Annotated in this window: 18 protein-coding genes and 2 pseudogenes; 4 read left to right on the forward strand and 16 right to left on the reverse strand. The window is 60.7% G+C overall.

Translation table 11 applies throughout. The features are described 5' to 3' along the window. Nucleotides 1-16: 16 nt before the first annotated feature. From glgA to E4T63_RS28950, 7 genes and pseudogenes are all read right to left on the reverse strand, one after another. Complete coding sequence (gene glgA, locus E4T63_RS13380) at nt 17-1,603, reverse strand: glycogen synthase GlgA (RefSeq protein ID WP_027612038.1); 1,587 nt, start codon at nt 1,601-1,603, stop codon at nt 17-19. 595 nt (nt 1,604-2,198) lie between these two features. Next, nucleotides 2,199-3,152 carry a D-2-hydroxyacid dehydrogenase family protein gene (locus E4T63_RS13385; protein ID WP_135295718.1) on the reverse strand — a complete coding sequence of 318 codons (954 nt, stop codon included), beginning with the start codon at nt 3,150-3,152 and terminating at the stop codon, nt 2,199-2,201. Nucleotides 3,153-3,165: 13 nt separating this feature from the next. Continuing rightward, nucleotides 3,166-4,218 (reverse strand): alpha/beta fold hydrolase, encoded by a 1,053-nt coding sequence (locus E4T63_RS13390; protein ID WP_135295719.1) that lies wholly within the window; start codon nt 4,216-4,218, stop codon nt 3,166-3,168. Nucleotides 4,219-4,304: 86 nt separating this feature from the next. Further along, nucleotides 4,305-4,739, reverse strand: coding sequence for a YqaA family protein (locus E4T63_RS13395; RefSeq protein ID WP_135295720.1), 435 nt, complete (start codon nt 4,737-4,739; stop codon nt 4,305-4,307). Continuing rightward, entirely contained in the window at nt 4,739-5,185 is a 447-nt protein-coding gene (locus E4T63_RS13400) for a DUF411 domain-containing protein (RefSeq protein ID WP_135295721.1), read from the reverse strand. The genes E4T63_RS13395 and E4T63_RS13400 overlap by 1 nt, the downstream gene beginning before the upstream one ends. 164 nt (nt 5,186-5,349) lie before the next feature. Next, nucleotides 5,350-5,877 (reverse strand): annotated as a pseudogene (locus E4T63_RS28945) (methyl-accepting chemotaxis protein); the annotation flags it as partial. Between the two features lie 381 nt (nt 5,878-6,258). Then, nucleotides 6,259-7,341, reverse strand: a pseudogene (locus E4T63_RS28950) (cache domain-containing protein); the annotation flags it as partial. Between the two features lie 382 nt (nt 7,342-7,723). Here E4T63_RS28950 and E4T63_RS13410 point away from each other — a divergent pair. Then, nucleotides 7,724-8,251, forward strand: a complete 528-nt coding sequence (locus tag E4T63_RS13410) for a hypothetical protein (protein WP_098963937.1) — start codon at nt 7,724-7,726, stop codon at nt 8,249-8,251. A gap of 48 nt (nt 8,252-8,299) precedes the next feature. Here the strand turns inward: E4T63_RS13410 and E4T63_RS13415 are convergent, their stop codons facing one another. The 6 genes from E4T63_RS13415 to E4T63_RS28820 form a co-directional block, all read right to left on the reverse strand. Then, on the reverse strand, nt 8,300-9,223 hold the full coding sequence (locus tag E4T63_RS13415) for a GNAT family N-acetyltransferase (RefSeq protein WP_098963938.1): 924 nt from the start codon (nt 9,221-9,223) through the stop codon (nt 8,300-8,302). Next, complete coding sequence (locus E4T63_RS13420) at nt 9,223-10,512, reverse strand: phenylacetate--CoA ligase family protein (protein ID WP_135295723.1); 1,290 nt, start codon at nt 10,510-10,512, stop codon at nt 9,223-9,225. The genes E4T63_RS13415 and E4T63_RS13420 overlap by 1 nt, the downstream gene beginning before the upstream one ends. Before the next feature lie 49 nt (nt 10,513-10,561). Further along, nucleotides 10,562-12,964, reverse strand: coding sequence for an aldehyde dehydrogenase family protein (locus E4T63_RS13425; RefSeq protein WP_135295724.1), 2,403 nt, complete (start codon nt 12,962-12,964; stop codon nt 10,562-10,564). Nucleotide 12,965: 1 nt separating this feature from the next. After that, the gene (locus E4T63_RS13430; protein ID WP_135295725.1) at nt 12,966-14,096 is read right to left on the reverse strand and encodes an acyl-protein synthase; all 1,131 of its coding nucleotides are present in this window, start codon (nt 14,094-14,096) and stop codon (nt 12,966-12,968) included. Further along, nucleotides 14,093-15,349, reverse strand: coding sequence for an MFS transporter (locus E4T63_RS13435; protein WP_135295726.1), 1,257 nt, complete (start codon nt 15,347-15,349; stop codon nt 14,093-14,095). Before E4T63_RS13435 ends, E4T63_RS13430 begins: the two co-directional genes overlap by 4 nt. Before the next feature lie 264 nt (nt 15,350-15,613). After that, nucleotides 15,614-15,748 (reverse strand): hypothetical protein, encoded by a 135-nt coding sequence (locus E4T63_RS28820; RefSeq protein WP_280818744.1) that lies wholly within the window; start codon nt 15,746-15,748, stop codon nt 15,614-15,616. Between the two features lie 157 nt (nt 15,749-15,905). On the opposite strand from E4T63_RS28820, the gene E4T63_RS13440 reads away from it, so the two are divergent. Then, complete coding sequence (locus tag E4T63_RS13440; RefSeq protein WP_007961862.1) at nt 15,906-16,094, forward strand: hypothetical protein; 189 nt, start codon at nt 15,906-15,908, stop codon at nt 16,092-16,094. 18 nt (nt 16,095-16,112) lie between these two features. Here the strand turns inward: E4T63_RS13440 and E4T63_RS13445 are convergent, their stop codons facing one another. Continuing rightward, nucleotides 16,113-16,490: a fe2+ zn2+ uptake regulation protein gene (locus tag E4T63_RS13445; protein WP_027612026.1), complete on the reverse strand. Its 378-nt coding sequence runs from the start codon at nt 16,488-16,490 to the stop codon at nt 16,113-16,115. Between the two features lie 277 nt (nt 16,491-16,767). Here E4T63_RS13445 and E4T63_RS13450 point away from each other — a divergent pair, with 277 nt between their 5' ends. Beyond that, nucleotides 16,768-19,113 (forward strand): acylase, encoded by a 2,346-nt coding sequence (locus E4T63_RS13450; protein WP_135295727.1) that lies wholly within the window; start codon nt 16,768-16,770, stop codon nt 19,111-19,113. 89 nt (nt 19,114-19,202) lie between these two features. Here the strand turns inward: E4T63_RS13450 and E4T63_RS13455 are convergent, their stop codons facing one another. Next, nucleotides 19,203-20,210 (reverse strand): FecR family protein, encoded by a 1,008-nt coding sequence (locus E4T63_RS13455; RefSeq protein ID WP_135295728.1) that lies wholly within the window; start codon nt 20,208-20,210, stop codon nt 19,203-19,205. A gap of 152 nt (nt 20,211-20,362) precedes the next feature. On the opposite strand from E4T63_RS13455, the gene E4T63_RS13460 reads away from it, so the two are divergent. Next, nucleotides 20,363-20,632 carry a PepSY domain-containing protein gene (locus tag E4T63_RS13460; RefSeq protein ID WP_007961867.1) on the forward strand — a complete coding sequence of 90 codons (270 nt, stop codon included), beginning with the start codon at nt 20,363-20,365 and terminating at the stop codon, nt 20,630-20,632. Nucleotides 20,633-20,686: 54 nt separating this feature from the next. On the opposite strand, the gene E4T63_RS13465 is transcribed toward E4T63_RS13460, so the two are convergent. Then, nucleotides 20,687-25,513, reverse strand: a complete 4,827-nt coding sequence (locus E4T63_RS13465) for a hypothetical protein (protein WP_432431702.1) — start codon at nt 25,511-25,513, stop codon at nt 20,687-20,689. Nucleotides 25,514-25,521 lie beyond the last annotated feature (8 nt).

Below are 25,521 nucleotides of genomic sequence, written 5' to 3' on the forward strand. Positions count from 1 at the left end.
TGAAAAGCTCCCTGAGTTATTTGTGGCCGGCTTTACCCAGCGCCTTGGCGACCAGTTGTTCGTAGAGTTCGGCGTAGGGTTCGACCGCTTTGCACCAGTTGAACGGCGCGGCCATCGCTCTGCAGCGCATGGCGTTGAGCAGGTCGGGGAAGGCGAATACCTTGAACGCGCGGCTCAGGGCTTCGCGGTAGCTCTCGACAGTGGACTCGTCGAAGAGGAAACCGGTGACACCGTTTTCGATGGTGTCGGCCAGGCCGCCGGTATTGCGCGCCACGGGCAAAGAGCCGAAGCGCTGGGCGTACATCTGGCTCAGGCCGCAGGGTTCATAACGCGACGGCATCAGCAGGAAATCGCTGCCGGCAAACATGCGGCGGGCGTCGGTTTCATTGAAGCCGATGCGCACGCCGATCTGCCCGGGAAAGCGCAGCGCCAGTTCACGCATGGCCTGTTCTTCTTCCGGCTCGCCACGGCCGATGATTGCGATCTGGCCGCCGTTCTGCACGATGTATTCGGAGACGGCTTCAGTCAGGTCCAGACCTTTCTGATAAACCAGACGCGAGACCACGGCGAACAGCGGGCCGCTGGAATCGTTCAAGCCAAACAGTTCACGCACATGGGCGGCATTGATCGCTTTGCCTTCCCAGTCGCCGATGGCGAACGGCGCGAACAGGTGTGGATCAGTGGCCGCGTCCCAGCTCTCATCGATGCCGTTGGGGATGCCGCTGAGCAAGCCTTGCTGGGTCTTGGCGGCGAGAAAACCGTCGAGACCGCAGCCGAAATCCGGGGTGGTGATTTCCTGCGCGTAGGTGGCGCTGACCGTGGTGATGTGGCTCGAATAGGCCATGCCGGCCTTGAGGAACGACATCTTGCCGTAGAACTCCATGCCTTCCTGTTGCAGGGCGTGGGTCGGAATACCCAGCTCCGGGCACGAGCCGAGGCTGGTCACACCTTGATAGGCGAGGTTGTGAATGGTGAACAGGGTTGGCGTGCGCTGCCCGCGCCAGTGCATATAGGCAGGGGCCAGACCGGCGGGCCAGTCATGGGCGTGCACCAGATCCGGGCACCAGTGAATTTGTGCGAGGTTGGCGGCGATGTCGGCAGCGGCCAGGCCCAGGCGGGCGAAACGAATATGGTTGTCCGGCCAGTCGCGGCCGTTGTTGGCACCGTACGGCGAGCCTTCACGCTCATACAGCTCGGGGCAGATCAGCACGTAGATCACCAGCCCGTCCGGCATGTCCATGCGCCCGATCTTGCACGGAGGCAACGCGGCATGGCCACCGAGTTCGCCGATGATGTGGATCGGGTTCTCGCTGTGCATCACCTGCGGGTAACCGGGGATCAACACGCGCACATCGTGCAGGTGCGCCATGGCGCGGGGCAGGGCGGCGGAGACGTCGCCCAGACCACCGGTCTTCACCAGATCGGCGATTTCCGAGGTGACGAACAATACTTTCTTCTTGTTGGGATTCTGGCTGGCGACCGGCGTCAGCGTTTTGGTGCCCGGGACGTTGATCGACCGGCTGCCGGGAAGACTCACCGTGCTCGATTCACCAACCGCCTGCTGAGCACGCTCTCCCTGAATATCCAATGCCGCACTGATCATATGAATCTCCCGTGTCGTTGATCTGATTCTTGTATCGAACAAGCTGTGGCCAAATCCTGTGGCCGGGCGCAAACGCGCCACGCATCGGTGAGCAAACGCTACCCAACACGTGCAAGCAGAATGGGTGAAGGGGCCGTTGCAAGGATTGCACCAGTCGCGTTGACCCTGCCTTTCAGATGACCCGCCGCCATCTGCAAAAGTTTCGACAATTTTTCGGGTTTGTGACTGGCCGGTTTTAATCCGCGAAAGTCAGTCTAGGCCAGATCCTAGAGCGGGCGAGAGCAAACGGGTAAATTGTTCGACAATCGGTTTGCAGGCAGCGAAATCCGTGGTGTGCAAGCAGGAACGCACCGACGAAGGGCAGGTTTTTTTGAGGGAGAGGGCTAAAACGGTGACTAGTTGGTCACGATTTTGTGCTAGTGGAGAGGCAGGGCGCACTGTTGTGGTGCGGGCAGTTTGTTGATGTGTTGTCTATTCAGGCCCCTTCGCGAGCAAGCTCGCTCCCACAGTTGATTCGGGTACGACACATTTCCAATGTGGGAGCGGGCTTGCTCGCGAAGGCGTCAGTCAATTCACCGCAGTCGAATAGTTGTGATCAATTCAACAGGCGCAGCGGGCTCCCGGCGGCCCAGCCTTGAATATCCTCGATCATCTGCGCAAAGAACTGCGCATAGTTCTGTCGGCTTACATACCCCACATGTGGCGTGGCCAACACATTCTCCAATGTGCGAAACGGGTGCAGTTCAGGCAGCGGCTCCTGATCGAACACATCCAGCGCCGCGCCGGCGATCTTCTGTTTCTGCAACGCCTTGATCAGCGCCGCCTCATCGACGATCGGCCCGCGGGCGGTGTTGACCAGCAACGCGGTGGGTTTCATCCAGTCCAGCGCCTGTGCGTCGACCAGCCCGCGGCTGCGCTCGCTGAGTACCAGATGCACCGACAGCACATCGGCCTGTTCGAACAGTTGCTGCTTGCTTACCCAGGTCACCCCGGCTGCTTCAGCGCGTTCAGCGGTGAGGTTTTCGCTCCAGGCAATCACGCGCATGCCAAACACCTGACCGAATTGCGCGACCTTCTGGCCGATGCTGCCCAGACCGAGAATGCCCAGGGTCTTGCCGTGCAAATCACCGCCCAGCCCTTGCTGCCAGCCACCAGCGCGCAGGGAGTTGGCTTCGTTCAGCAGATTGCGCGTAGCGGCCATGATCAGCGCCCAGGTCAGTTCCGGCGCCGCGTGTTTGTAGCTGTCGGTGCCGCAGACCTTGATCCCGAGGCCAGCGGCGGCCTGCATGTCCAGCGCCGCGTTGCGCATGCCGCCGGTGACCAGCAGCTTGAGGTTCGGTAGACGCTGCAGCAGGTCCTGATCGAAACGCGTGCGCTCGCGCATCACGCAGATCACCTGGTACTGGCCCAGTCGCTCGGCCAGTGTGGCGTTGTCCGCCGGGTAGTCATGCACAAACGTCACGTCGCCGATGCTGTCGAGCACCGACCAGTCGACCACGTCCCGTGCCACGTCCTGCCAGTCATCGATCACTGCAATCTGCACCGCCATCAGCTTTACCTCATCAACGAACGGGATTGGTGTTGTTCAGCCAGCCGAGCAAGGCCTGGTGAAACTTCGCCGGTTCTTCCATCTGCGGCGCGTGGCCCATGCCGGGAAACTCCACCAGCGTCGATTGTGGAATCAGCTTGGCGACCTGCTTGCCGAGCACCTCATAGTGGCCGATTTTCGCCTTGACCTCGGGGGACGCGAGATCCTTGCCGATGGCCGTGGTGTCGGCCGTGCCGATCAACAGCAGGGTCGGCATCTTCAGGTCCTTGAACTCGTAGTACACCGGCTGGGTGAAGATCATGTCGTAGATCAGCGCCGAGTTCCACGCCACCTGGGTTTTGCCCGGGCCGTTGCTCAGGCCGGCGAGCATGTCGACCCAGCGGTCGAATTCGGGTTTCCAGCGGCCGTCATAATAGGTGTTGCGCTCGTAGTCGCGAATGCCTTGGGCGGTGACTTTGAGTTCGCGCTGATACCACTGATCAACGGTGCGGTACGGCACGCCGAGGGCTTTCCAGTCTTCCAGGCCGATCGGGTTGACCAGCGCAAGTTGTTCGACCTGATCCGGGAACAGCAGCGCGTAGCGAGTGGCGAGCATGCCGCCGGTGGAATGGCCGAGCAGGGTGGCTTTCTGGATGCCCAAGGCCTTGAGCAACTGTTGGGTGTTGGTCGCCAGTTGCTGGAAGCTGTACTGGTAGTGATCGGGTTTGCTGGAGGTGCAGAAGCCGATCTGATCCGGCGCGACGACCCGGTAACCGGCCTCGCTCAAGGCCTTGATCGAACTGTCCCAGGTGGCGGCGCAAAAATTCTTGCCGTGCATCAGCACCACGGTGCGCCCGTTGGCCTTGCCGTGGGCGGCGACGTCCATGTAGCCCATCTGCAGGGATTTACCCTGGGACTGAAAGGCAAAGTGTTTGAGCGTGTAGGGGTATTGGAAACCTTGCAGCTCCGGGCCATAGGTCTGGCCATCGGCGGGTGCAGTTTCAGTGGGCGCTGCAGCGTGGGCAAACAGCGGCAGCGCAGCGCTGAGGAACAGGCCGGGCAGCCAGCGGGATAGCGTGACGGACATAAGGGCAAACTCCATGGAAATCGGCCGATGCTGGAACGCCCGGATTAGGGCGATGTTAACCACAGGCAACATCGTGACCGGAATGTTCAACCGAGCCAGCCGAGGGTGATCATCGCCACCACGGCGTAACGCGCGCCTTTGGCCAAGGTGACGATCAGCAGAAAGCGCCCGAGCGGCTCGCGCATGACGCCGGCGATCAGGGTCAGCGGATCACCGATCACCGGCAGCCAACTCAGTAGCAGCGACCAGTGACCATAGCGCTCGTAGTGTTTGCGCGCGGTGGCCATGTGGTTGGGGCTGACGGGGAACCAGCGTCGATCCTGAAAGCGTTCGAGGCCGCGCCCCAGCCACCAGTTGACCAGCGAACCGAGGACGTTGCCCAGCGTCGCTACGCCCAGCAGGCCCCAGAGCCAGTAACGGTCGCTGGCAATCAGCCCGACCAGCAGCGCTTCGGATTGCAGCGGCAACAGCGTCGCAGCGCCGAACGCCGCCGCGAACAGCCCGACGTAACCGGCAGCCATCAGTGGGCCGGGTAGTCTGCCACCACCACATCCGTGCCGTCCTTTTTCAGGCCGATCACTTGATAGGCATCGCTCATGCCGTCCATTTCCATGCCCGGTGACCCCATGGGCATGCCCGGCGCGGCGATACCCAGCAGATCGTCACGCTTGCTCAAGGCCAGCACCTGTTCAGGCGGCACATGGCCTTCAACGAACTTGCCGTTGATCAGCGCGGTATGGCACGAGCCCAGGCGCGGTGGCACGCCGTGTTGCTGCTTGAAGCTGCTCATGTCGCTTTCGACATGGTCTTCGACTTTGAAGCCGTTGGCTTCGAGGTGGCTGATCCATTTCTTGCAGCAGCCGCAATTGGCGTCGCGGTGCACTTCGATCGGGATCAGCTCGGCGGCCTGGGCCAGGGAGGACAGGAGCAGGGCGCTGAGGGCGGCCAGTCGCAGGGATGTTCGCATGGTGGGCTCTCGACAAGGATGACGGTCAAAAAGGAAAGTATTTTGACCGGATTATCCTGCCGGGCATCAACGGAGTGTTTCAAGTTGATACAAGGCAGGCTGGCAGGATGATCATGGATCAAGCCTGACAGCCTGCTGAGCGGGAGATTACAAATCTGTCAGGCTCAACGAACCTTGAACCGCCCCATGATCGCGCTCACCCGGTTGTTGGCTTCCAGCAACTGGCGGGTGTTGAGTTCGCTGGCCTGGCCGCTGTGCACCAGTTCTTCGACCATGTGGCGGATCTGCACCATGCTGCGGTTGATCTCTTCGGTGACCGCACTCTGCTGTTCGGCAGCGGTGGCGATCTGGGTGCTGAGGCTGTTGATGTGGCTGACCGAACCGGCCATTTCATCCAGACCGGAGTTGACCCGCGCCGTGGCGTCGGCGGCGGACTGGCAGCTGGCCTGAGTGTTTTCCATGGCGCTGACCGACGAACTCACGCCTTGGGTCAGGCGGGTCAACATCTCGTTGATTTCCGAGGTGCTGGCCTGGGTGCGAGCGGCGAGGGCGCGGACTTCGTCGGCGACCACGGCAAAGCCGCGACCCTGTTCACCGGCCCGGGCGGCTTCGATGGCGGCGTTGAGCGCCAGCAGGTTGGTCTGCCCGGCGATTGCGCCGATCACCCCGAGAATCTCGGTGATGCGCTGCGCGTCCTGCTGCATGTTCTCGACTTTCTGGGTGGCGCTGGCCACTTCGTCGATCAAGGCCACCACGCTGTTGGTCGCTTCACCGACCACCACCCGTGAGCGGTCGGCGTTTTCGTTGGCGCGCTGGGTGAACGCTGCGGTTTCAGCGGCGTTCTGCGCAACGCTTTCGGCTGTCGAGCTCATTTCGGTGATGGCGGTAACGGTCTGATCGGTTTCCGAAGCATGGCGCAGCAGAATCTGGCTGGTGTTGGCCGACGTACGCTGCAGGTCATCGAGGCTCGAGGCCATGGCGCCGGTGGCCTGCGTCACTTCACCGATCATGTTCTGCAGGTAGGCAATGAAGGTGTTGACCGAGTGGCCGATGGCGCCCAGTTCGTCTTCGGCACGGATGGTGATGCGCCGGGTCAGGTCGGCATCGCCGCTGGACAGCAAGTCGATGTTGGCTTTCAGCGCTTTCATCCGCGACACCAGTTGGCGGATCGCATACACCTGCAACAGCACCAGCAGGATCACCAGCGGAATCTGCAGCAGGCTCAGGCTGCTGAGCACGTCGTCACGCTGGGCGGTGAGCATTTTCGTTGGCAGGGCAGTGGCGAGGAACCACGGCGTGCCTTCGATCGGGCGCATGAAGAAGGTGCTGGCTTCGCCGTTGTTGTCGAACTCGACGCGTTGCGCCTGATCGCGGTTCTGCAGGCCGGCCTTGACCTGACTGGCGAAGGTCGAACCGGCGGCCAGTTCGCTGATGTTCTTCAGTACGATCGGGCCGCTGATGCGCGAGCTGTTGCTGATGATCTTGCCGTCGGCCTCGACGATCAGCATTTCGGCGTTGAGGTCTTTTTCCTTGCGCGCCACCAGATCGTTGAAGAAGCCCAGCGTCACGTCAATGGTCGACACGCCCCACGCTGCACCGTTTTTCTGGATCGCCATGGCGCAGTTGGTGCGCGGCTCGGCACTCGCGTCATCTTTATAGGCAGCGGCCCAGGCGCACTGGCCGCGCGGGGTCTGCATGCCGCCCTTGTACCAGCTCTGGTCGTAATAGTTGGGCGCCGCGTCGCTGTTCCAGAAGGTATTCACCGCCAGTTTGCCCGAGGCGTCGCGGTGCCAGAACGTGCTGAACTTGTTGCGCCCGGCCTCACGCTGACCCGGCAGTGGCCAGATCCCGCCACCGAAGACTTTCAGCTCGCCGTATTGATCCACCAGGCCCGGCAACACTGTGTCGATGGCCGCGCTGTCGAGCAGGGGAATGGTCTGGGTGATGCTGCGCTGTTGCGCCTGGACTTTGTTCAGTTCGCCCTGAATCTGTTCGGCGACTTCGGCAATCCGGTTGAGCACCACCTGTTCTTCGGTATGCCGCAGCTTGGGCGCGACCAATTGGCTGATACCGACCACGGTCAGCACCGACAGCAGCAGGATGAACAGAACCAGAAATAACGTGTAGCGAGCCTGAATGGTGCGGAGTGCGGGCATGGATACCGGTCCTTGAGCTGCGATTCTTATTGTGGGGTCGAGGGAAAAACGGCGGGGTCACACCAGCGTATCGTCGGCGAACGGGGAAGCTTTAAGTACTTTGGTGCAAGAAAGTGTCGGGCTGACGGAAGGGGCGTGTCGACTCCGATACAAATGGATCGACCCTCCCGTCAGCCAGCGCAAAAAAAAGCTTCGCGAGCAATCGTCAAACTGCCATGAAACCGCGGCACCGTGAGCTTCTGGCAATTTGTATCGAGAATGTACAAAAATTGTAAGCGGCTGCACTAAAAGGGTTGGTGCCACCAGTTCGCCGGTAGATACTTCCCGGCATTCAAGTAGTCCAGCAAGGACATTTCATGGTTATTTCACAGGGAGTCTTCTCATGACGATCGGCATTGTCGGCGGCTGGGAGAGCAAGGCAGGGGTGCTGGTTCGCAATACAGGCGCGAAGAAGGAGGTCAAGCAAAGCCTCAAGGTGCAGCAGATGCTCGCCAAGGTCGGCACCAATCCTAACGCGCTGAACACAGCCGAAATGGACAAGCAGGGCCTGCGCAAGAACATCAAGGGGTTCGATCCGGCGAATGTCTCGGTCAAGCAACTGAGCAATCTGAGTGTTTTTCTGCGTGAACGCGGGCTGATTTCCGACATCACCTCCTTTACATTGCTCAATGCCGGCGACAAGTTCGACCGTTTCGGCGTGACCAAAGACCCTGATGCAAAATTCAATGCGCTGGAGTATTTCGCCACCCAGCTCGACGCCATTCAGAACAATGGCCTCAATGGCAATGCCTACGGCAAGAACCTGATCCCCGAATACAAAAAGGCGATCTACGTGCTGCAGAACCTGAAAACCTACGGTGAAGGCAACGCGGCGAAACCTGTCGATCAAGGCGTCAAGTCCAAGGCCTGAGCCGGTCACCCACGGCCCACCCATTGATTGGGTGGGCCGTTTTCGTTTTTAGTCCTGATACCTTTCGCCGGCCTGCTGCGCCTGATCCTGCAGATGCTGCATATGTGGACAGTGCAGGCTCAGCGTGGAGGCCTGGTAGCCACGATGAAACAGGGCCAGCCAGCCGTCGCTGTGGTCATCGGGGACAATCCCGGTGAAAGCGAAACCGGCATCGGCCAGTTTGCGCAGCGCGCTGGAAAACCCTTGGGCGAGTCTGAGTCTGATCGAAATCAGCCAGTGCGCCGGCAGTTGTCCCAATTGCTCGAGCAGGTTGTCATCGAGGGCCTTGAGCAGCAGGTCGTAGCGCCCGGATACGTGATCGAAGCGGATCTTCGGGCCTTTCCATGGCACGGTATGGTCGGTGGTACCAAACACCGCCTCCAGACGCGACATCAGCTCGCGGCAATCCTGCGGCCAGGCGAGTGCCGGCAGCGGGCGCCGATGACCGTCGATGCTGCAGTGACCCACAACAATCGTCTCCCGCCCGGTTCCACCGAACGGCGAAGGCGCGTAATCGGGCAACAGACCACAGCTGTGAAACCCCAGGCCGGCGGCCATGCGCTGCGTATACGGGTGATGCGTGACCTGCTTGATCGTCACGCCTCGGCAATCCAGCGCCTGGGCATGAATCAGCAACTGCTGGCCCAACTGGGTGGCGATGTTTTGCCCGCGAGTGTCCGGGTGCACCACGGTCAGTGCCAGCTCCGCCAGTGCGGTTCGGCCAGATTGGCGAAACAACGTGGCATGCCCGCAGATATGCTCGTTTACCACCGCCACCAGCGAGTGCCAGCGACCGACACTGTGGTTCTGGCTGATCATCCAGGGCAAATACACGTGGGGTTGAGGATAATGAACGCCGTAGATTTCTTCGAACAGGCGGCTGACTGCCGGCGCATCGGCGACGCGATAGCGGCGGATGGTTGTCGTGTCCATCACGCTTGCCCCTGCTGCGGATGGTCATAAAGCCGTCGATCCACGACCCGCTGATGTTTGCCGGAGCGTGGATGACAGGTCAGTTCATCGTTCGCACAGGCGATCACGTTCAGCTCCAGCAATTGATCGGACTGCAGTTTCTCGATCAGCGGGTATTGGTTGATCAGCGCACGGCGCAGGGTTGAGCTTGCCTGGCTGATGTCAGCCGTTCGCGTGCAGGGTACCCACTTGAGGCTCAGCAGATCTTTGCTTGCTCGCTGTTCGATGAGCAGTTGCCAGCCATCGCTGGCGGCGATCTTGCGCACCAGCTCGCCGATGTCACCGGTATCCAGACTCAACACGCTCACCCGCACGCGCTGGCTGTTCATGCTGCGGCCCATCAGGGCGAACTTGCGCATCGGCGTCCCCGCCGGTTCACGCCAGCAGGCGAGGTCGCCGACCGGATAGCGGATCACCGGCATCAGGCGCCGGGTGAGATTGGTCAGGACCAGCCTGCCGTTACGGTTGCACTCTTCGATGACGGCACCGCTCACCTCATCGATGATCTCCAGCACGCTGTGCCGCTCCAGCATCCGGTGTTCGCCCAGGGCGCAATCGCGGGTGCTGACGCCGATCAGTCCGGCATCGACACTGGCGTAGCCGATAGAGGCAATGCGTGCGTTCGGGAACACCCGCTGGAGCGTTTGCAGCTGGGCGGCGAACAGGCTCTCGCCGCCGTAGAGCAGGGTTTCGACGCCCTCCAGGATCCGTGACTGGCGCTCAAGCCAGGCGGCGAATTTGAGCATTTGCGCCGGCAGACCGGCCAGCACATTGATCCGGTACGCAACGATCGACTCGGCCAGTACGGCGCTGTCGACGGCCCCGGTGAAGGGAAACTCGCTGACGGGGGTCTGGACATGGGCCAGCGCGTCGTGAAGAAAAATGAAGCTGGCATACAGGTCGCCGACGAAGAACAGATTGGCGACCCGGTCGCCGGGGTTCAGTTGCGCCGTGAGGTGGCTGCCGAAATCGCGTACCAGGGTTTGCCATTCTGCGCGGGTGAACAGCGAGAGTTTTCCTGAGCCGGTGGTGCCCCCGGTCTTGAAGACCATCGCGTCTTCCAGCGGGCCTGACAACACTGGCCATTGGTGCGGATGCTGACTGTCACGCCAGTATTGTTCAGGGTCGATCAGGGGGAGTTCAGTCAAAGCGCTGATGGGTGCCGCGACATCTTTGAAGTGTTCGCGGCAATAGGCCGAATGTTGGCGGGTGTAACCGAGCAAATTGTTCAATTCAACGATCGTGTTCATGATTTTTTCTTGTATGAAGTGGCGATGGGCCGCGTGCAGATAGCTGCTGTCAGCGGCGCGTATCAATCAATAGGGGCGTCTTGCCGCTGTGCCGGTTTCGGGCGAACTGCTCGACGGCACACTGCTCGACGTCGAGCGTGAGCAAACCGGTCTGCACCAGCGTGATCAGCGTCGAATAATTCTGCAGCTGTCGATGGGCCTCGGCCGGCTCCAGAGGGCAGTGCAGGCGCATGCGTTCCAGGCCGTCAGGGCCGTGGTCGAGGACCAGTTGAAACGGCACCTGAAGGTGCTGCTCCAGGATCGCCAGCGAAATGAAATCGGTGCCGATGCGCAGCAGGTTGCCGTGGCGTTGCAGCAGTTCGAAGCGCGGCGAAGTCAGACCGCAGGCACACGGGCCGGGTAACCAGCGTCCGCTGTCGCCAATGTCATAGCGCTGCACGGACTGACCCTGACGCTCGCGGGAGGTCACCAGCAGACGACCGGATTCGCCGTCACCGACCGGCACGTCATGCTCGAAATCGACAATTTCCAGGTGCTGGATGTCGCTCATCAGATGGAAAACGCCATCTGCCGTGGCCCGGCAGGCATGGCCCAGGGGGCCGGCATCAACGCTGCCGTAAATCGCCGAGCGGATCAGGCTGACGCCGCAACTTTGCAAGAGCTCGCGGGTTTGCTCACTCAGGTGTTCGCCACCGAGAAAGACCTTGGCGACGCCACCATAGCGCCGCAGTATTTGTTGTTCGTTGATAAACAACCGGTGCAGGGTGCCGGGCATGCCGATCAGCACGGTGATCCGTTGAGCCTCGATCATCTGCGCGATCTCGTGGTAATCGTCGTCCGCCGGTGCGCCCATCGGCCAGTGTCGGGCCTGCAGTTGTTCCAGCACTTTGGCAAAACTGGAAAAGCCGCCGTACAGCCCGCCGCTGAAAAACAGGTTCATGACCCTGTCCTGGGCCGGGTCCATTCCGGCTGCGAGCAAGCCATCGGCGACCGCCTGCATCTGGCGCTGGAAGTCGTGGTAACTGAAGCCGGAAAGCACGGGTGCGCCACTGCTGCCGCCGGAGCGAAAGAACAGCTGCGCCGCTGAATCCGGCGGCTGGCGGACGAACTGTCCCTTGTCCATGATCGCCAGTCCGGTCAGTGGTGGTGGGGCAGGCAGCTGATCAAGCGTGGAATGGCCGGTCAGCACGTTCGTCGGCAGACTGACCGATACGCGTCGACTCAGGCGCTGCAGCGCATAAACACCGTCGTGGGGTTCGCCGGCGTAGCCATCGTGAATAGTCTCGATCGGGGTAATGCGCGTCACACCGGCGGCAATCAGCGTTTGCGCCAGTTCAGCGATCTGCGCCTCGGGGCACAGCAAGGCGCAGCTCTGCAGCACGTTGCGCCAGGGCAGCAACGTGGCGCTGAGCCGCTCGCGGGGCATTGGTTTGAGCAACAGGCTGCGAAACAGCGCAGAAGGTTCGAGCTGGCGATCATGGCTCCAGATCACCCGCCAGCCCGGGGCACTCCAGACCCGGCCGGTCTGCCCGGCAAAACTCTGGGCCAGCCGGGCCATTGTCGTGCAGGTGGTGATTTGCGAAGCCTCTTCAAGCGTCGGTGCAAGGGCAGGCCATTGACCAGCACGGCGCTCGAACGCGGCGGCCAGTTGTGCCCCGATTTCGTTCAGTACGCGCGCGTCGTCGCTGTCCACCAACAACCATTGCGGGCTGGAGCAGGCTTGCTGATCGAGGCGGCAGACTTCATCGACAATCGCATCGAGGACGGCGGGCGATGCGGCGTCCGGGGTCAGGTAGGCGAAGCTGATGCGGTGCCCCCAGTCGATCCAGCGACAGCCTGGCGGGATCTGCTGGCGGATGGCTTGCAGCGCGGTTTCACCACCCCACGCCGCGACACCGTTGGCGTGCCTGCACAACTGACCGATCTGTTCGGTGCGGGTCGGCAGCACCGCCACGTAACCATTGAGTTGTCCGCTCGGGTCGCATGCAACCAACGCCTGAAGCAGGCGCGCGGTGAAGCCAGCGTCACTGCTGCTGGGGCGCAGCCAGTTGACGTTGCCGCTCAGCAGACTCTCGATCACCGCACAGAACGCCAGCAGCGGCGCGTTGGCCGGAGTGATATGCACCACCAGGCCCAGCGGAGTCCAGCGCTCGAAGCGTGACTGTCGATAGTCGATACGGCGCAGAGATTCCGGGCGCAAGCCCAGTTCACGATCCAGCTTGGCTTGCAGGGCGGCAGGCTGGCAGAAATCGATCAGTGCCTCGCGCTGACCGGGAGCCAGTGGCAGTTCCGTTTCTTCTTGTTGCAGACGTTCGGCGAAGGCCTGGGCAGTGGCAAGCAGTGTGCTGGTTTGCAGTGGAATCTGCAGCCTTCGTGGCAACTCCAGCTGAAGTTGGTGCAAGGCGCTGTCGAGGCTGCACTCGGTGTGCAACTGACCGTTGATCAGGTACATATCAGTGCCTCCCCAGCAGTTCGGACGCGGCCATGGCACAGCTCCTCGCGGCCGTGGTGCCGGCGCGGCCATGCAACTGGAACCAGTCGCTGGTCAGGCCGCAGGCACAACGGGTGCCCGGATGCAGCGTGGCCAGATCGCTCATGACCACGGCATGGGCCGGGCTTGAGGAAATGTAGGGTGAGACCAGGTTCAGCAGGCCGCGCTGGCCATAGGGCAGCACCGAAAAATCCACCGGGCTGCGTACATACACTTTCGCGTAGACCGGTACATGAAAGTGATGGTGGGCACATTCGACGTAAGGCACCGCGTGTTCGACGGCGCCGTAACCGTCGCGACAGTCTTGGGTAGCGATGCCCAGTTGTTGCTGGATCCGTGCATATAAGGCTTGTCTGGGGACTTCTTCGGCGGCGCGGGTTTTCCAGCCGCCGCCGAAAAATGCCAATGATCCGGCCGGCAGTTGCAGGTCCGCCACGCCGGTGGCGCGCATGCGTTGCAGGGTTTCCCAGAGAAAGGCGGGAAAGCCGAAGATGCGCACCGGCAGACCTTCTTCGGCAAAGGCCTGCAAGGCGCTGATCACGCCGAACAGATCAAACTGGTGGCCGTCACCATTGCGACGCAGGGCGTAAACCACCCGATTGGCGGGAGCAAAACCGCACAGGAATTGATCGGTGAAGGATGTGCCCAAGGTGTTTTTCTGCTCCGGCTCATAGCCGAGCAACAGGTAGTTGCACGGGGCATGCGGGGCAATCCAGCCATATTGGGCGAAAATCCGTTCGACCATGTACTGCGCGGCGCCGAGGCTGCGCGCGTCGTAGCGCATGCGGCTCTTCTGCCCGCTGGTGCCGGAGGAAGTCAGTTCCAGGGCGTCTTCGCCCGTCGGACTGAGCAGCATCTGTTGCTTGAAGAAACTGGCGAAAATCGGTGGCAATTGCGACCAGTCGTCGAGCTCGTCCAGGTCATCGACAGCGATTGCATGGGCGTTCAACCAGTGGCCATAACCGGGCGTGTGGTGAGCGTGAAACCGGGTGATTTCGCGCATGGCCATATTGAACAGCCCTTTGGGGACGGCCTCCTGGCAATAGGGCTGCGGCAATGCGCAAAGCGCATCGCTGTGGGGGAACAGAGTCATCGAATATCCTTATTGATGTGTGGTGGGCGCGGCGGGTGCCGCAGAAGGCGGTAGAGCAGGGGCAGGCACAGCAGGCCGCCGAGGCCGGCGAGCAGGGAAAAGGATTGCAGGTTCGAGCCACCGCCGATGATGGCGATGAGCGAGCCGCCGCTGCCCATCACGGCAATCGACAGCATGCCGATCATGGCCGAGACCAGCCCCTTGCCCGCATCGCTGGAGAACAGCGCGAGGCGGTACAGCGCGGCGTTGCTCATACCAAGCCCCAGTGCATACACGGCCAGTGCGCAAACGGCCAATGGCAGCGCAGCCGAACTCAGGGCAGCAGCGATCAGCCCCAGCAGTCCGAGGCAAAACGGCCACAGGGCCAGACCGATCACCTGGGCGAGCGTGTGCCCGACGAGCAATCGATCCAGTAGTAAATTACCGAGGATCACCGCCGCAAACACCGGGATCTGCCACAGGCCATATACCAGCGCAGACAGCTCAAGGCGTTGCATGAGCAGCACCGGCGCCAGTCCGATCCAGGCAATCAGCGGCAGGCTCATCAGGCCCAGTGTCAGACTGGCGCCGATGAATCGGCGGTTGCGCAGCAGCGCGAGGTAACCCAGGCCGATCTGCCTGAGCGAAAACGCCACTGGAGCCTGTCGCTGGCCGTCACGGCGCAGGACGTCGATCGTTTCCGGCATCCAGGCAAACAGAGCGAGCCAGACAACCACACTCGTTACCGCCAGCCCCAGAAACATCTGTCGCCAGCTCAGCCATTCCAGCAGCAGGCTGCCGAGTAAAGGGCCGAGCAGCGGCGACAGCAGCGCCACGTTGCCCAGTAATGCCATGAGGCGCACGGCATCGGCCTCGCAGAACACTTCCTGCAGGGTCGGGTAGCTGACGGCGACCACAAAGCCCAGGCCCATGCCCTGGATCAGGCGCAACGCATTAAAGGCTTCAATGCGCTGCGTTATGACTGCGGCGCTGCACGCCAGGCCGAACAGCGCACAACCGAGCAACAGCAAGCGACGCCGGCCGTAACGGTCGGAAAGGGGGCCGATCAGCCATTGCAGGCATACGCCGCCAATCAGATACATGTTGAAGGCGTTGGCTACATGCCGGGTATCGGCGTTGAACTCGCCAGTCACCGTCAACATGGCCGGCATGATCATGTCGCTGGCCATATAGGTGAGCAGTTCAAAAGCGGTAATGGCCAGGCAGAATCCGATAATCTGCACGGGCGTCATTACGATCAAGGTTCTCTGCATAAACATCCCTGTTTCAGTAAGCGAGAAAAGTTCGCAGAGACTAGAGGCAGAGTTGTCGCGGCAGCCAATCCTTTGCTGCGACATGAAATTTCAAATACTTACAGCGTATTTACTGACCCCCGCAGGCTGATCGAAAAGGCATTTGCGAGGCACAGGCGCGCCAACAAAAATGCCCGCTGGCGGGCGGGCATGGTTGGCATTGAAAAGGCTGGTGAGGTATCCCGACCGGTATTTCAGGCGCACCGGCGGGCGAACGATCCTGTTCTATCGATGGTAATAACCGGGGCCTTCCTGATAACGATGGTGGCCATCATGCCAACCGCCGTGGGGGAAAATGATGCAGCCGCTCAAGGTCAGTACGGCAAGGAATGGAATCAGCCAAGTGATTCGACGGAACATTTCAAAGATCCTCATGGTTACGCCGTCATGAAGCCAAAACTCTTCATCGGCTGTAACATGAGACCGCGTTCGGCCAAGCCCATCCCCGCAACACGGTATGTGCATGGCATGCAACCGGATACAAACCGGATACATTTGAAAGTTTCAGGAACCTGCAATGACCCAGAAGCAACGTTTGAAATACTCGATCCTGATCGCCCTGTCGGTGCTGGCGATCATGCTCGGCCTGTCCTGGCTGCAAAATGCCGGGATGATCAGTCAGAAGATGTTCCAGTACATCGCCATGGGTGTAGCGGTGGTCGTGGTGGTGATCAACGGGGTGATGCGCCGCAAGGTCAAGCCCTGACGGCGATCGCGGGACGCTTCAATCGTGATTGAGCACTGCAGCAGCCTGTGGATGCAGGCTGTAACTCTTGTCCGGGTTGAAGGTGACCACACCTTCGGCGCATAGACGCTTCAACACTTCGCGCACGCTGAGAAAGGACAACGGAATATCCAGGTCCAGCAGTTGACTGTGCACGCCGCGCACGCCCAGGCGTCGATCACTTTGTGCGGCGACCAGCAGGGCGTCGATGACTTTCAGACGAATCAGACTGGTGCGCAGGCCGAAGCTTTTCAGCAACAGACGAATACGCTCATTGCCCTGACGCTCGGGGCTGGGGGCGAAGCTGCTCGCGCGGGAACTCATGGAAGCTCCTTGTGACGCCTGGCTACCATCCATTGGTAGTTGCGAGTTGTACATGGGGTTACTCCTTTTCAGAGCCCGATCAGGAAACGTTTTGACTGCTCTCAGTAAACAAGACGTTTCAGCACGACAAATCATGAAAGGAAATATGTAGAAATTTTGTCGGTTATTCGTTGTTTTCCCGTAATCAGTGAATTTCACCTTCCTCAATCGGGCTAAATTTTTTTTCTCGCATTCGTTTCCTGAACAGCCGTCTTGCGCCCAGGCGCATGAATCAATTTCAGAGTGGATCCGGCGCAAGCGCCGATCCTTGTCTTGTCGTTCAGGAGCGAGTGTGATTATTTCCCGACAGTTAACCGGACTGGCCCTCGCCGGTGCGTTTCTCGGACTCAGTCTGTCCGCCCATGCGTTCAGTCCCGCTGCACAAGCCAGTGCCGATATCCGCCGCACTTCCTTTGGTGTGCCGCACATCCGCGCGGAAAATGAGCGCGGACTGGGTTTCGGCATCGGTTACGCCTACGCGCAGGACAACCTGTGCCTGCTGGCCAACGAGATCGTCACGGTCAATGGCCAGCGCTCGCGTTATTTCGGGCCGGAGCAGTTCACCGTCGAACAACGCGAGAATCGCGTCAGCGACCTGTTCTTCACCTGGCTCAACACTTCCGCAGCGGTGAAAGCCTTCTGGGACGCGCAACCGGCGCAGGTGCACGATCTGGTGGAAGGTTATGCCGCGGGCTATAACCGTTATCTCGCCGAACGCCGCCAGCAGGGTCTCCCGCAACAGTGCCAGGGTGAGTGGGTGCGTGATATCAGCGCCGAAGATCTGGTCAAACTCACTCGGCGCCTGCTGGTCGAGGGCGGGGTCGGACAGTTCGCCGAAGCCCTGGCTGGCGCGACGCCGCCGCAGGCCACGGCGCAGCTCGGCAGCGATGCCCGGGCCTATCAGTTGGCGGACGCGCGCCTGCAGCGCTTCGCTCTGGATCGCGGCAGCAATGCCGTGGCGGTCGGCAGCGAACGCTCGTTCAACGGACGCGGCATGCTGCTGGCCAACCCGCATTTTCCATGGGTTGGCGGCATGCGCTTTTACCAGATGCACCTGACCATTCCGGGCAAACTCGACGTCATGGGTGCAGCCTTGCCGGGGTTGCCGATGATCAACATCGGTTTCAATCAGCATCTGGCCTGGACCCACACGGTGGATTCATCCAAACATTTCACCCTGTATCGTCTGCAACTCGACCCGAAAGACCCGACCCGCTACCTGCTCGACGGCAAGTCGCTGCCGTTGAACAAGCAGACGGTCACTGTGCAGGTCAAACAGGCGGACGGTCAGGTGGTGCCGGTCTCGCGCGATGTCTACAGCTCGCAGTTCGGCCCGATCGTGCAATGGCCGGGCAAACTCGACTGGGATCATCAGTACGCCTACAGCCTGCGCGATGCCAACCTGGACAATGATCGCGTGCTGACGCAGTGGTACGCGATGAACCAGGCGTCGAGCCTCAAGGCTCTGCAGGATTCGGTGCACAAGCTTCAGGGCATCCCCTGGGTCAACACCTTGGCTGTGGATGACAAGGGACAGACGCTGTACATGAACCTGTCGGTGGTGCCGAACGTCAGCGCCGACAAACTGGCCAAGTGCAGCGACCCGCGCATCGGCTTGCAGATGATCGTGCTCGACGGTTCCAACAGCGCTTGCGCCTGGGATATCGATCCGCAAGCTGCGCAGAAGGGTATCTATGCCGCCAGCCAGCTGCCGCAACTGTTGCGCAAGGACTTCGTCCAGCATTCCAACGATTCGGCGTGGCTGGCGAACCCGGCACAACCGCTGACCGGGTTCTCGCCGCTGATCAGTCAGGACGGCCAGCCGCTGGGCCTGCGATCAAGATTTGCGCTGGAGCGTCTGAGTGCTCTGGGCAAAAAAGGGCCGCTGGCGGTGAAGGATCTGCAACAGATGGTGATGGACGACAACGTCTATCTGGCGACTCAGGTGCTGCCCGATCTGCTGAAGTTCTGCGCTGCGGATCTGGGCGCGGACGCGGCCGCGTTGAAGCCGGTTTGCGCCAGTCTCAAGGGTTGGGATGGCCGGGCGAATCTGGATTCGGGCATTGGTCTGGTGCATTTCCAGAACATCATGCAGGCGCTGCAAGCGTCGCCGGATGTCTGGCGTGTGCCGTTCGATCCAAAAGACCCGCAACACACGCCACGCGGGTTGGCGATCGAGCAACCGGCCGTGAGCAAGGCACTGCGTGAAGCGCTGCTGGCGTCGGCTGCCACTGCACAGAAAATGGGTCTCAAGCCTGAAACCCGCTGGGGCGATATTCAGGTGGCGAGCAGCGGCGCTCAACAAACCGCAATTCACGGCGGGCCGGGAACGCTGGGGATCTACAACGCGATCCAGAGCGTGCCGCGTGAAGACGGCAAACTCGAAGTGGTCAGCGGCACCAGCTACCTGCAAGTGGTGACCTTTGACGACAAAGGCCCGCACGCTCAAGGGCTGCTGGCGTTCTCGCTGTCGAGCGACCCTGAGTCGAAATATTCCCGGGATCAGACCGAGGCGTTTTCGAAAAAGCAGTGGAGCGTGTTGCCGTTCACTGAGCAGCAGATCGCTGCCGATCCGCAGTATCAGGTGCAAACGGTTCGCGAGGTGGCGGGCAAGGGCACCGAGGTGGTTGCACAGTAAGTCAGGCTGAACGAAAAAGCCGCTGCTCCTTGACGGGAACAGCGGCTTTTTTGTTGCCCTGAGTTAACCGTGGCAGGTGGTGCCCGGTTTCAGGTTTTTGGTGGCTGCCGCGGCATCGAGTTGATCACCGGATCACCCTCGGTATTGCGCGTAAGGTAGACCGGCAGCACCTTGGGCAGGGTTTTGACGAGGCCGCCGAGCTCTTTGATGTTGTAGACACCGCCGACACGGATTGCGCCGGTACTGGCGTCGGCCAGTTTCAGCGGTTTGCTCAGGTAGCGATTGATCAGCGGCAAGGCTTCGTTGAGTGCCAGGTTGTCGAGCACCAGTTTGCCGCTGCGCCAGGCCAGTGCGTTGTCGTTGGCGTAGGTCTGGCTGATCTGTGGCGTGTAGTCGCCATGCCGGTACTGCGCCTGCATGGCCGGGCCCAGGCGCAGGCCGTCGCCGGGCAGGGCGGCGTTGCTGGTTACCAGCACCGAGCCTTCGATCAGGTTGACCCGCACTTGATCTTCGTAGAGCCAGACATTGAAGCGGGTGCCGGTCACGCGGATCTTGCCTTCGCCGGCCCTGACCACGAACGGGTGGGAGAGGTCATGGCTGACTTCGAAAAACGCCTCGCCTTTTTTCAGGGTGACCCGCCGTTCATCCTTGTAATTGCTGAAGGTCAACTCAGTATTGAGGTTGAGCTCGACCTGACTGCCATCCTTCAAGGTGACCTGACGGACATTGTCGGTGGCTGCGAAATGCTGATAGCTGTTGGGCAACCAGCCCAGATTCCAGCCACCGTACGCCGCCAGTGGCAAGGCCAGGGCGCAGACGCTCGCGGCAATTGCGTAGCGCCGCCAGGCGGGCACCGCAGCGGTCAGCGGCACATTGAGCGTTGGGGGTAGCGGCGGACGCGGCAGATGTTCGGCAACGTCCCAGATCTCCAGCATCGCTTCGTATTCGAATGCATGCAGCGGATGCGCATCGCGCCATTGCTCGAAAGCCAGACGCTCCTCGGCGGAGCAGTCTACGGCGTGCAGACGCATGCACCAGTGCGCGGCGGCATCGGTGATCGCATCGTATTCGGCTTCCGAGAGGGATTCTTGGGTCATTGACTCGTCCTGATTTGCTGCATTCTAACCTTGCGGGCGTTGCGCCGAGAACATCCGTCATGGCAATTGCCCATCAAAGTGGAACTTATTTTTCCGTCAGACGCCCAAAAACAGGACATCAGAGGAACATCATCCACAAATGGAGTGAAAAAATGATCAAAAAAACCTTAGCCGCTGCAATCGCCACCGCCGCTTTGTTCAGCGCCGGTGCCGCCATGGCTGATCGTCCCGGTGCGGGCTGGGTCACCATCGAAAAGGCTATCGAGATCGTGAAAACCAAGGCCGGTTACGTCGAAGTCTATGAAATCGAGGCCGACAATGACGGCTACTGGAAAGGCGAGGGCCGCAAGGCCGACGGTTCGGTGTATGAATTCCGCATCGATGGCGCCTCGGGCAATGTATTGCGTGACCAGAAAGACTGAGTTCACCCAGCGATGAACCATGCGCAGGCCAACCGCCTGCGCATTTTTTTTATCTCAGTTGAGCCCTCCGTGAGGTTGGGTTACCGGATCCAGCTGGCGGCCCATTTCGCAAATCAGAAAGGCGATCGAATCGGCATTGCGCAATATGGTGTCGATGCGTGGATGCGGGTTGGTCGGGCTGAGAAATGCCGTTCGCGCGTCCTCGAGATTCCTCGTCCCCGTGGTCTTGAGAACTTCCCTGCGCACATGTTCCATGCCCTCAAACTCGTCGATATCGAGCCACTCCTGAAGGTTGTCGCTCCAGCGCGAAAACAGCTCTTCACGGCGCGTGGACAGTGACAGTGCTTCGCGCTGAAATCGTGTCTGTACCTGTTTGCGGGCAGCTCCGTAACCGGTCACCGTAGCAATCAGATCAGCAAACGGGCGCCGCGCTTCCAGGGAGGCAATGTCGACGGTCTTGCTGAATTGATGGGAAAACTCGTGGATCAGCGTCGCTGCCCGTGCATGCCCGTCAACATTGAACGGTTCGGTCAGGCCTGTGTTGTACCAATCCAGCCCTTGATTGAAGAACTTTTCGGTGAAATGGACTTTCTTGAGTAAATCGCCACCCAGCACAAAGGCGATTACACCCGAGCTGCTGTGTCTGTTCGAGCCGACCACAAAGCGACTGGTGTTCAACAGGTCTTCTGTTGGATCGACCAAGGCATCACAGATCGGCACGATGGCCTGCTTCAGCTTGTCGAGAATGTCGGCATCAATCCGTTGCACGTCAAAAAAAGACTTGAGAAAAGTATCGAGGCGGGTGCCCGGCACATAGTTTCTCAGCTGCGCAAGATTGTGCAGGCTGTTGAACGCGTAATGCCGGGCCAGATCAATTGCCTCGATCAACATGCGGGCTTTTTCCGGATGGCGGGCGCGGATTTCTTCCATGCCTTGCGCTTCGATATTCAGCATGTACCGCGCCTGGCGATGGGTGGCGTAATGGTTGAACATCGTCGACATGGCCTTGCCGAAATGCACGGTATGGCGATCCGGGTCCAGCACCAGTTGCCGGGAAGCGGTGTGTTGCAACACCGGGCCTGGCTGCTCGGCGCCTTTGATCTGCCAGACGGCTCCCGGCCGCTCCACGGGATAGACTTTGCCGGCGGTAGGGGCGTAAGTCGCTTTGGTTGTCAGATCCTGATACGTGCCCTCGGCAGCATCGTGAGTCAGATCCTTCAGGGCGATCGTCGGAGCTTCGAATGTCTGCAGCGAGGTGCGCAGCGGATCGGTCGGCTTTGTCTGCGCAAGGACGGGGGCGCTCAGCGTGGTTGGCTGCGGTGGTTGCGGCGCTGCCACGGCTTGAGACTCCAGACGTGACTCCAGCGCCAGTCGCCCGAGACTGATCATCTCCGCTGCGCCGGCGACAAAGGTTTCCAGCGCACGTTTCCAGTGGTGATCCTGCAACGCTTCGGCCGAACCCATGAAGTCCTTGTAGCTTTGCCAGAGAAACTGCACATAGGCGAGTTTGCCCGGCAGCAGGCCCCGGATCTGCTGGATGCCGGAACTGAACAGGTGCTTCGCGGCGTCCCAATCCGCCTGCGCCGATGGCAGCGAATGGCTGCCCAGCAAGTGTGGCAACAAGGCCAGATTGTCGTCGAACAACTGCAGCAGCAAGTTGCCGTTGATCGGGGTGGTGGCCAGGGTCATCTCGCTCGTCTGGCCGCTGCTCGCCTTGAACAACGCGCTGAAGATCGAACGCTGACCTTCCGGCAAGCGGCGCAGCAGTAGATCCTGCAGTGAGCCCGGCGTATTCAGCGCGGCGATCACTGCTGCCTCGTCCTCGAACTCACTGAATGCGTGCTCTCCATGGTAGGGCGCATAAAGCACCTGAGGGCCGGATTTTTCCGCAGGGCCGATCAAGTACAGCCCCAGCGCCTTGATCGCGGATGCCCCGGCGGTCTTGATCAGCGCCAACGGCCGGACAATCGCATCGGCCCCTTGCACGGTCGCACGAGCGACGGCATCGGGCATGTCGAGCACCTGTGAAATCAAGTCGAAGGCTTTTGTCGACAAGCGTTGTTGCAGTTGTAACTGATGGGCATGTTGCAGCAGTTGCCAGGGTAGTTGCTGGATGAAACGCAGCTTGCGTTGTTCGGCGTCGACGTCATTCGCGGACAACACCGTGGTGATTTTATTGGCAAATGTTGTCGCAACGTTCAAGGACAACAGCAGGCTTCTGACCGCTTGCTGGTCGAGTCCCGTCGGCAGCGCCCGGTCGGTGCTCGAGCTGAGGGTGAATGCAGTGTCCTGGGCAATATGCGCATGGTTCAAGGCGAAATCGGTCAGGCTCATTGCAGACCCGATCAGGCTCAGCGCGGGAGTGACGGTGATCTGTTCGGGGTCGAGATCCTGCCTGTGCAAGCGGGTGCTCAGCAGCGTTTGAAGGGTCTGCCGGATGTAATCACGCAAGGTTGGCAGCGCGTGGAGATAATCCTCATCGTCGATGACGCTGTGACGCCACTGTTCCAGCAGTTCCAGATGCAACTGCTGATCGTCAAGCCTGGCCATTCCCAGCCAGGCAGGCAGTGAATGCTGTTTAGCGAGGGCCTGCGCCAGAGCGCTGGCGCGTTGCAGATTGGTCTCAACGACTTGCTCACTCAACGTCTTGAGGATCTGATGTTCCCGTGGCTTTGGCCAATGGCGGCCCCGCACCTGTTCACAGCGCTGGAGAAAATGTTCGATCGTTGATTCGGTGCGATCCTGCAATACATTGCCGCTGATCAGCTGTAACCGTCCTAGTGTGTAGTGTTGATGGAACCTCTGGTGCAGGGGTGAAAGGTTTTCCAGCAGCGCCACGCGTTTTTGCGGATCCAGCAGCCGCTGACTCAAAACCTGTCTGGCGTGCTCGATCGAGCGGAAGACTTCCAGGCCCAGAGCCGGGGTCCACAAAATCGCGCGTCCGGAGTGCTGCGTATCGAGGCCACCGCGTTCCGTGAGCAGGACGCAGTTGGCCAGCGGCAGCACTTCGCTCTCACCGGCGACCTGTAACGTCAATGACCAGGCATCCGGCCGAATCCCGTTGAGTGCCTTGCGGCGGCTGCGATCCGGGTGATCCGGATTGAACACGGTGTCGACCAGGGTTTGCGCATGACGGCTTAGCGTTCCGTCCAGGACTCTCAACCGTGCTTCGCCATTGATGCCGACAGACAGGGCGTGCGCCAGCTTCGCTGCGATACCTTGCAGGTAGGTACGCTGCAGCGCTGTGACGGTCAACGGCTGGGCGGCGAAGTCTGCGGCGATGGTTGGCATGATGCTGGCGAACTTGCGCACTTCGGCTGCGGCGGTGTCCGCCAGCACCCTTGAAGGCAATGGGTGGCCGGTGAGCATCGGCCGGGTGCTCCAGCGCCCGCGAGCATCCAGGGTGACAAGGCGCTCGTGGAGCATCGAGCGGATGTCCAGGGCCTTATCGAACAGTGCGCGGATATCCACGACGCCGTCGCTGTGCCGGTACAACTGCAAGGCATAGTCGATGTTCTGTCGTTGCTTGGTGATGATCAATTCGAGCAGTACGCTGAACACGTCTCCGGCGATCGATTTGCCGGAAACCTGCGGCCGGTCGAAACCGAGGAAGCGCTGGCGCTCGTCGAGACTCAGCAGACCATAGAGTTCGTCTTCGTGCCCGGGGCTGGCGAACTTGCCGAGCAGCATGGATTTTAGATCTGCGTAGTCCTTGAGCACTTGCAAACCGTGCGTCGGGGTATACAGGCAGCTGTCGGAGTGGCTGATCATCAGCGCACCGGCCAGTTCCACGAAGTTTGCCTGGTGCTCCCATAAACGCACGGTTTCCACGGCCGCGCGAGGTGCCAGACTTTCACTGAAACCCAGCGACGTCAGCAGGCTGTCGAATTGGCGCTGATCGATGATGCCAGCCTCGCGTTTGAGCAAAAAGTCCGCCAGCGCCTGCTGCCGAATGATCTGCGCCAATACGTCGCGCCGCGAGGCCCCGTTAGCACTGGGCCCATTCCAGTAGCGCTCCATTTGCTGGTACAGCAACACCAGCAGTTTGCCTGATGCCGTGGTGACGGCTGTCTCCCAGTGTTGCTGATCACTGGCCAGGAATGTCCGACTCGGGTGCGAAAACTCATGGGTCTGGCCAACCGGCCATCCGGTGTGGCGATAGTGCAACAGCAGCGCATCGCCAAGCGACAGCGCTTCAAGCCCGTGCCGCGAAGCGAGGTCTGCCGATGCCGGGCCGGTTGCGGTCGTGGTCGCGTACAGGTTCACGCGCGTGTGTGTCTGGTCGACGCCGCGCATCGTCGGCGTCAGAAGTTCGTCGGTAATGGTCTGAAGCAGGCTGCCAAGTTCGGGCAGTTGCATCAATTCATCAAGCATCGCTTGCGTGTTGAGCTGCTGGCAATGCTCGATGGCGGCGCGTTGATCCTCGAAGATATCGCCCTCGACAAGCTCGTAGGTCACGCTGATGCCGTGCCGTTCTGCCAGTCGTTTGCGTTGGGAAAGGGCAAGCAGGGCCAGCAGCCGATCGTCCTCACGGGCGCTGTTCAGATGCTGTTCCAGATGCGCGGTGAGGGCGGTGAGGCTGGCGTGTTTTTTCAGCCCGGCGAAAGGTGTGTACAACAGGATCCCGTGATCATCCGGGGTGGCACTGAGTATGAAACTGCCGGCTAGAGGCACCGCTGGCGCACCATTGGTATTGAGCAGGATGCGCTGGGCAAGCATGGGCGGGGTCTGCTGACTGCGCAGTGCGTGGGTCGCCAGTTGCACGTGACTCAACCATTGGAAGTCCGCGCTGGACAAGTGATGGAGATTGCCGAGTTCGCGCCACGATCCGGGGGAGTTGAGGATGGGCTGGAACAGCAGGGGAGGAATGGGAGCAGGCATCATCGGGT

The sequence above is a fragment of the Pseudomonas fluorescens genome (genome assembly GCF_004683905.1).
Taxonomy (GTDB): Bacteria; Pseudomonadota; Gammaproteobacteria; order Pseudomonadales; family Pseudomonadaceae; genus Aquipseudomonas; species Aquipseudomonas putida_A.

What these genes read in the sequence shown, in the direction of transcription:
- E4T63_RS13440 (WP_007961862.1), top strand. Translation starts at nt 15,906, where the DNA reads ATGACCCAGAAGCAACGTTTGAAATACTCGATCCTGATCGCCCTGTCG.
- E4T63_RS13430 (WP_135295725.1), bottom strand. Translation starts at nt 14,096, where the DNA reads ATGACTCTGTTCCCCCACAGCGATGCGCTTTGCGCATTGCCGCAGCCC.
- E4T63_RS13415 (WP_098963938.1), bottom strand. Translation starts at nt 9,223, where the DNA reads ATGGACACGACAACCATCCGCCGCTATCGCGTCGCCGATGCGCCGGCA.
- E4T63_RS13435 (WP_135295726.1), bottom strand. Translation starts at nt 15,349, where the DNA reads ATGCAGAGAACCTTGATCGTAATGACGCCCGTGCAGATTATCGGATTC.
- glgA (WP_027612038.1), bottom strand. Translation starts at nt 1,603, where the DNA reads ATGATCAGTGCGGCATTGGATATTCAGGGAGAGCGTGCTCAGCAGGCG.
- E4T63_RS28820 (WP_280818744.1), bottom strand. Translation starts at nt 15,748, where the DNA reads ATGTTCCGTCGAATCACTTGGCTGATTCCATTCCTTGCCGTACTGACC.
- E4T63_RS13445 (WP_027612026.1), bottom strand. Translation starts at nt 16,490, where the DNA reads ATGTACAACTCGCAACTACCAATGGATGGTAGCCAGGCGTCACAAGGA.
- E4T63_RS13425 (WP_135295724.1), bottom strand. Translation starts at nt 12,964, where the DNA reads ATGTACCTGATCAACGGTCAGTTGCACACCGAGTGCAGCCTCGACAGC.
- E4T63_RS13460 (WP_007961867.1), top strand. Translation starts at nt 20,363, where the DNA reads ATGATCAAAAAAACCTTAGCCGCTGCAATCGCCACCGCCGCTTTGTTC.
- E4T63_RS13390 (WP_135295719.1), bottom strand. Translation starts at nt 4,218, where the DNA reads ATGTCCGTCACGCTATCCCGCTGGCTGCCCGGCCTGTTCCTCAGCGCT.
- E4T63_RS13395 (WP_135295720.1), bottom strand. Translation starts at nt 4,739, where the DNA reads ATGGCTGCCGGTTACGTCGGGCTGTTCGCGGCGGCGTTCGGCGCTGCG.
- E4T63_RS13465 (WP_432431702.1), bottom strand. Translation starts at nt 25,513, where the DNA reads ATGCCTGCTCCCATTCCTCCCCTGCTGTTCCAGCCCATCCTCAACTCC.
- E4T63_RS13410 (WP_098963937.1), top strand. Translation starts at nt 7,724, where the DNA reads ATGACGATCGGCATTGTCGGCGGCTGGGAGAGCAAGGCAGGGGTGCTG.
- E4T63_RS13385 (WP_135295718.1), bottom strand. Translation starts at nt 3,152, where the DNA reads ATGGCGGTGCAGATTGCAGTGATCGATGACTGGCAGGACGTGGCACGG.
- E4T63_RS13455 (WP_135295728.1), bottom strand. Translation starts at nt 20,210, where the DNA reads ATGACCCAAGAATCCCTCTCGGAAGCCGAATACGATGCGATCACCGAT.
- E4T63_RS13400 (WP_135295721.1), bottom strand. Translation starts at nt 5,185, where the DNA reads ATGCGAACATCCCTGCGACTGGCCGCCCTCAGCGCCCTGCTCCTGTCC.
- E4T63_RS13420 (WP_135295723.1), bottom strand. Translation starts at nt 10,512, where the DNA reads ATGAACACGATCGTTGAATTGAACAATTTGCTCGGTTACACCCGCCAA.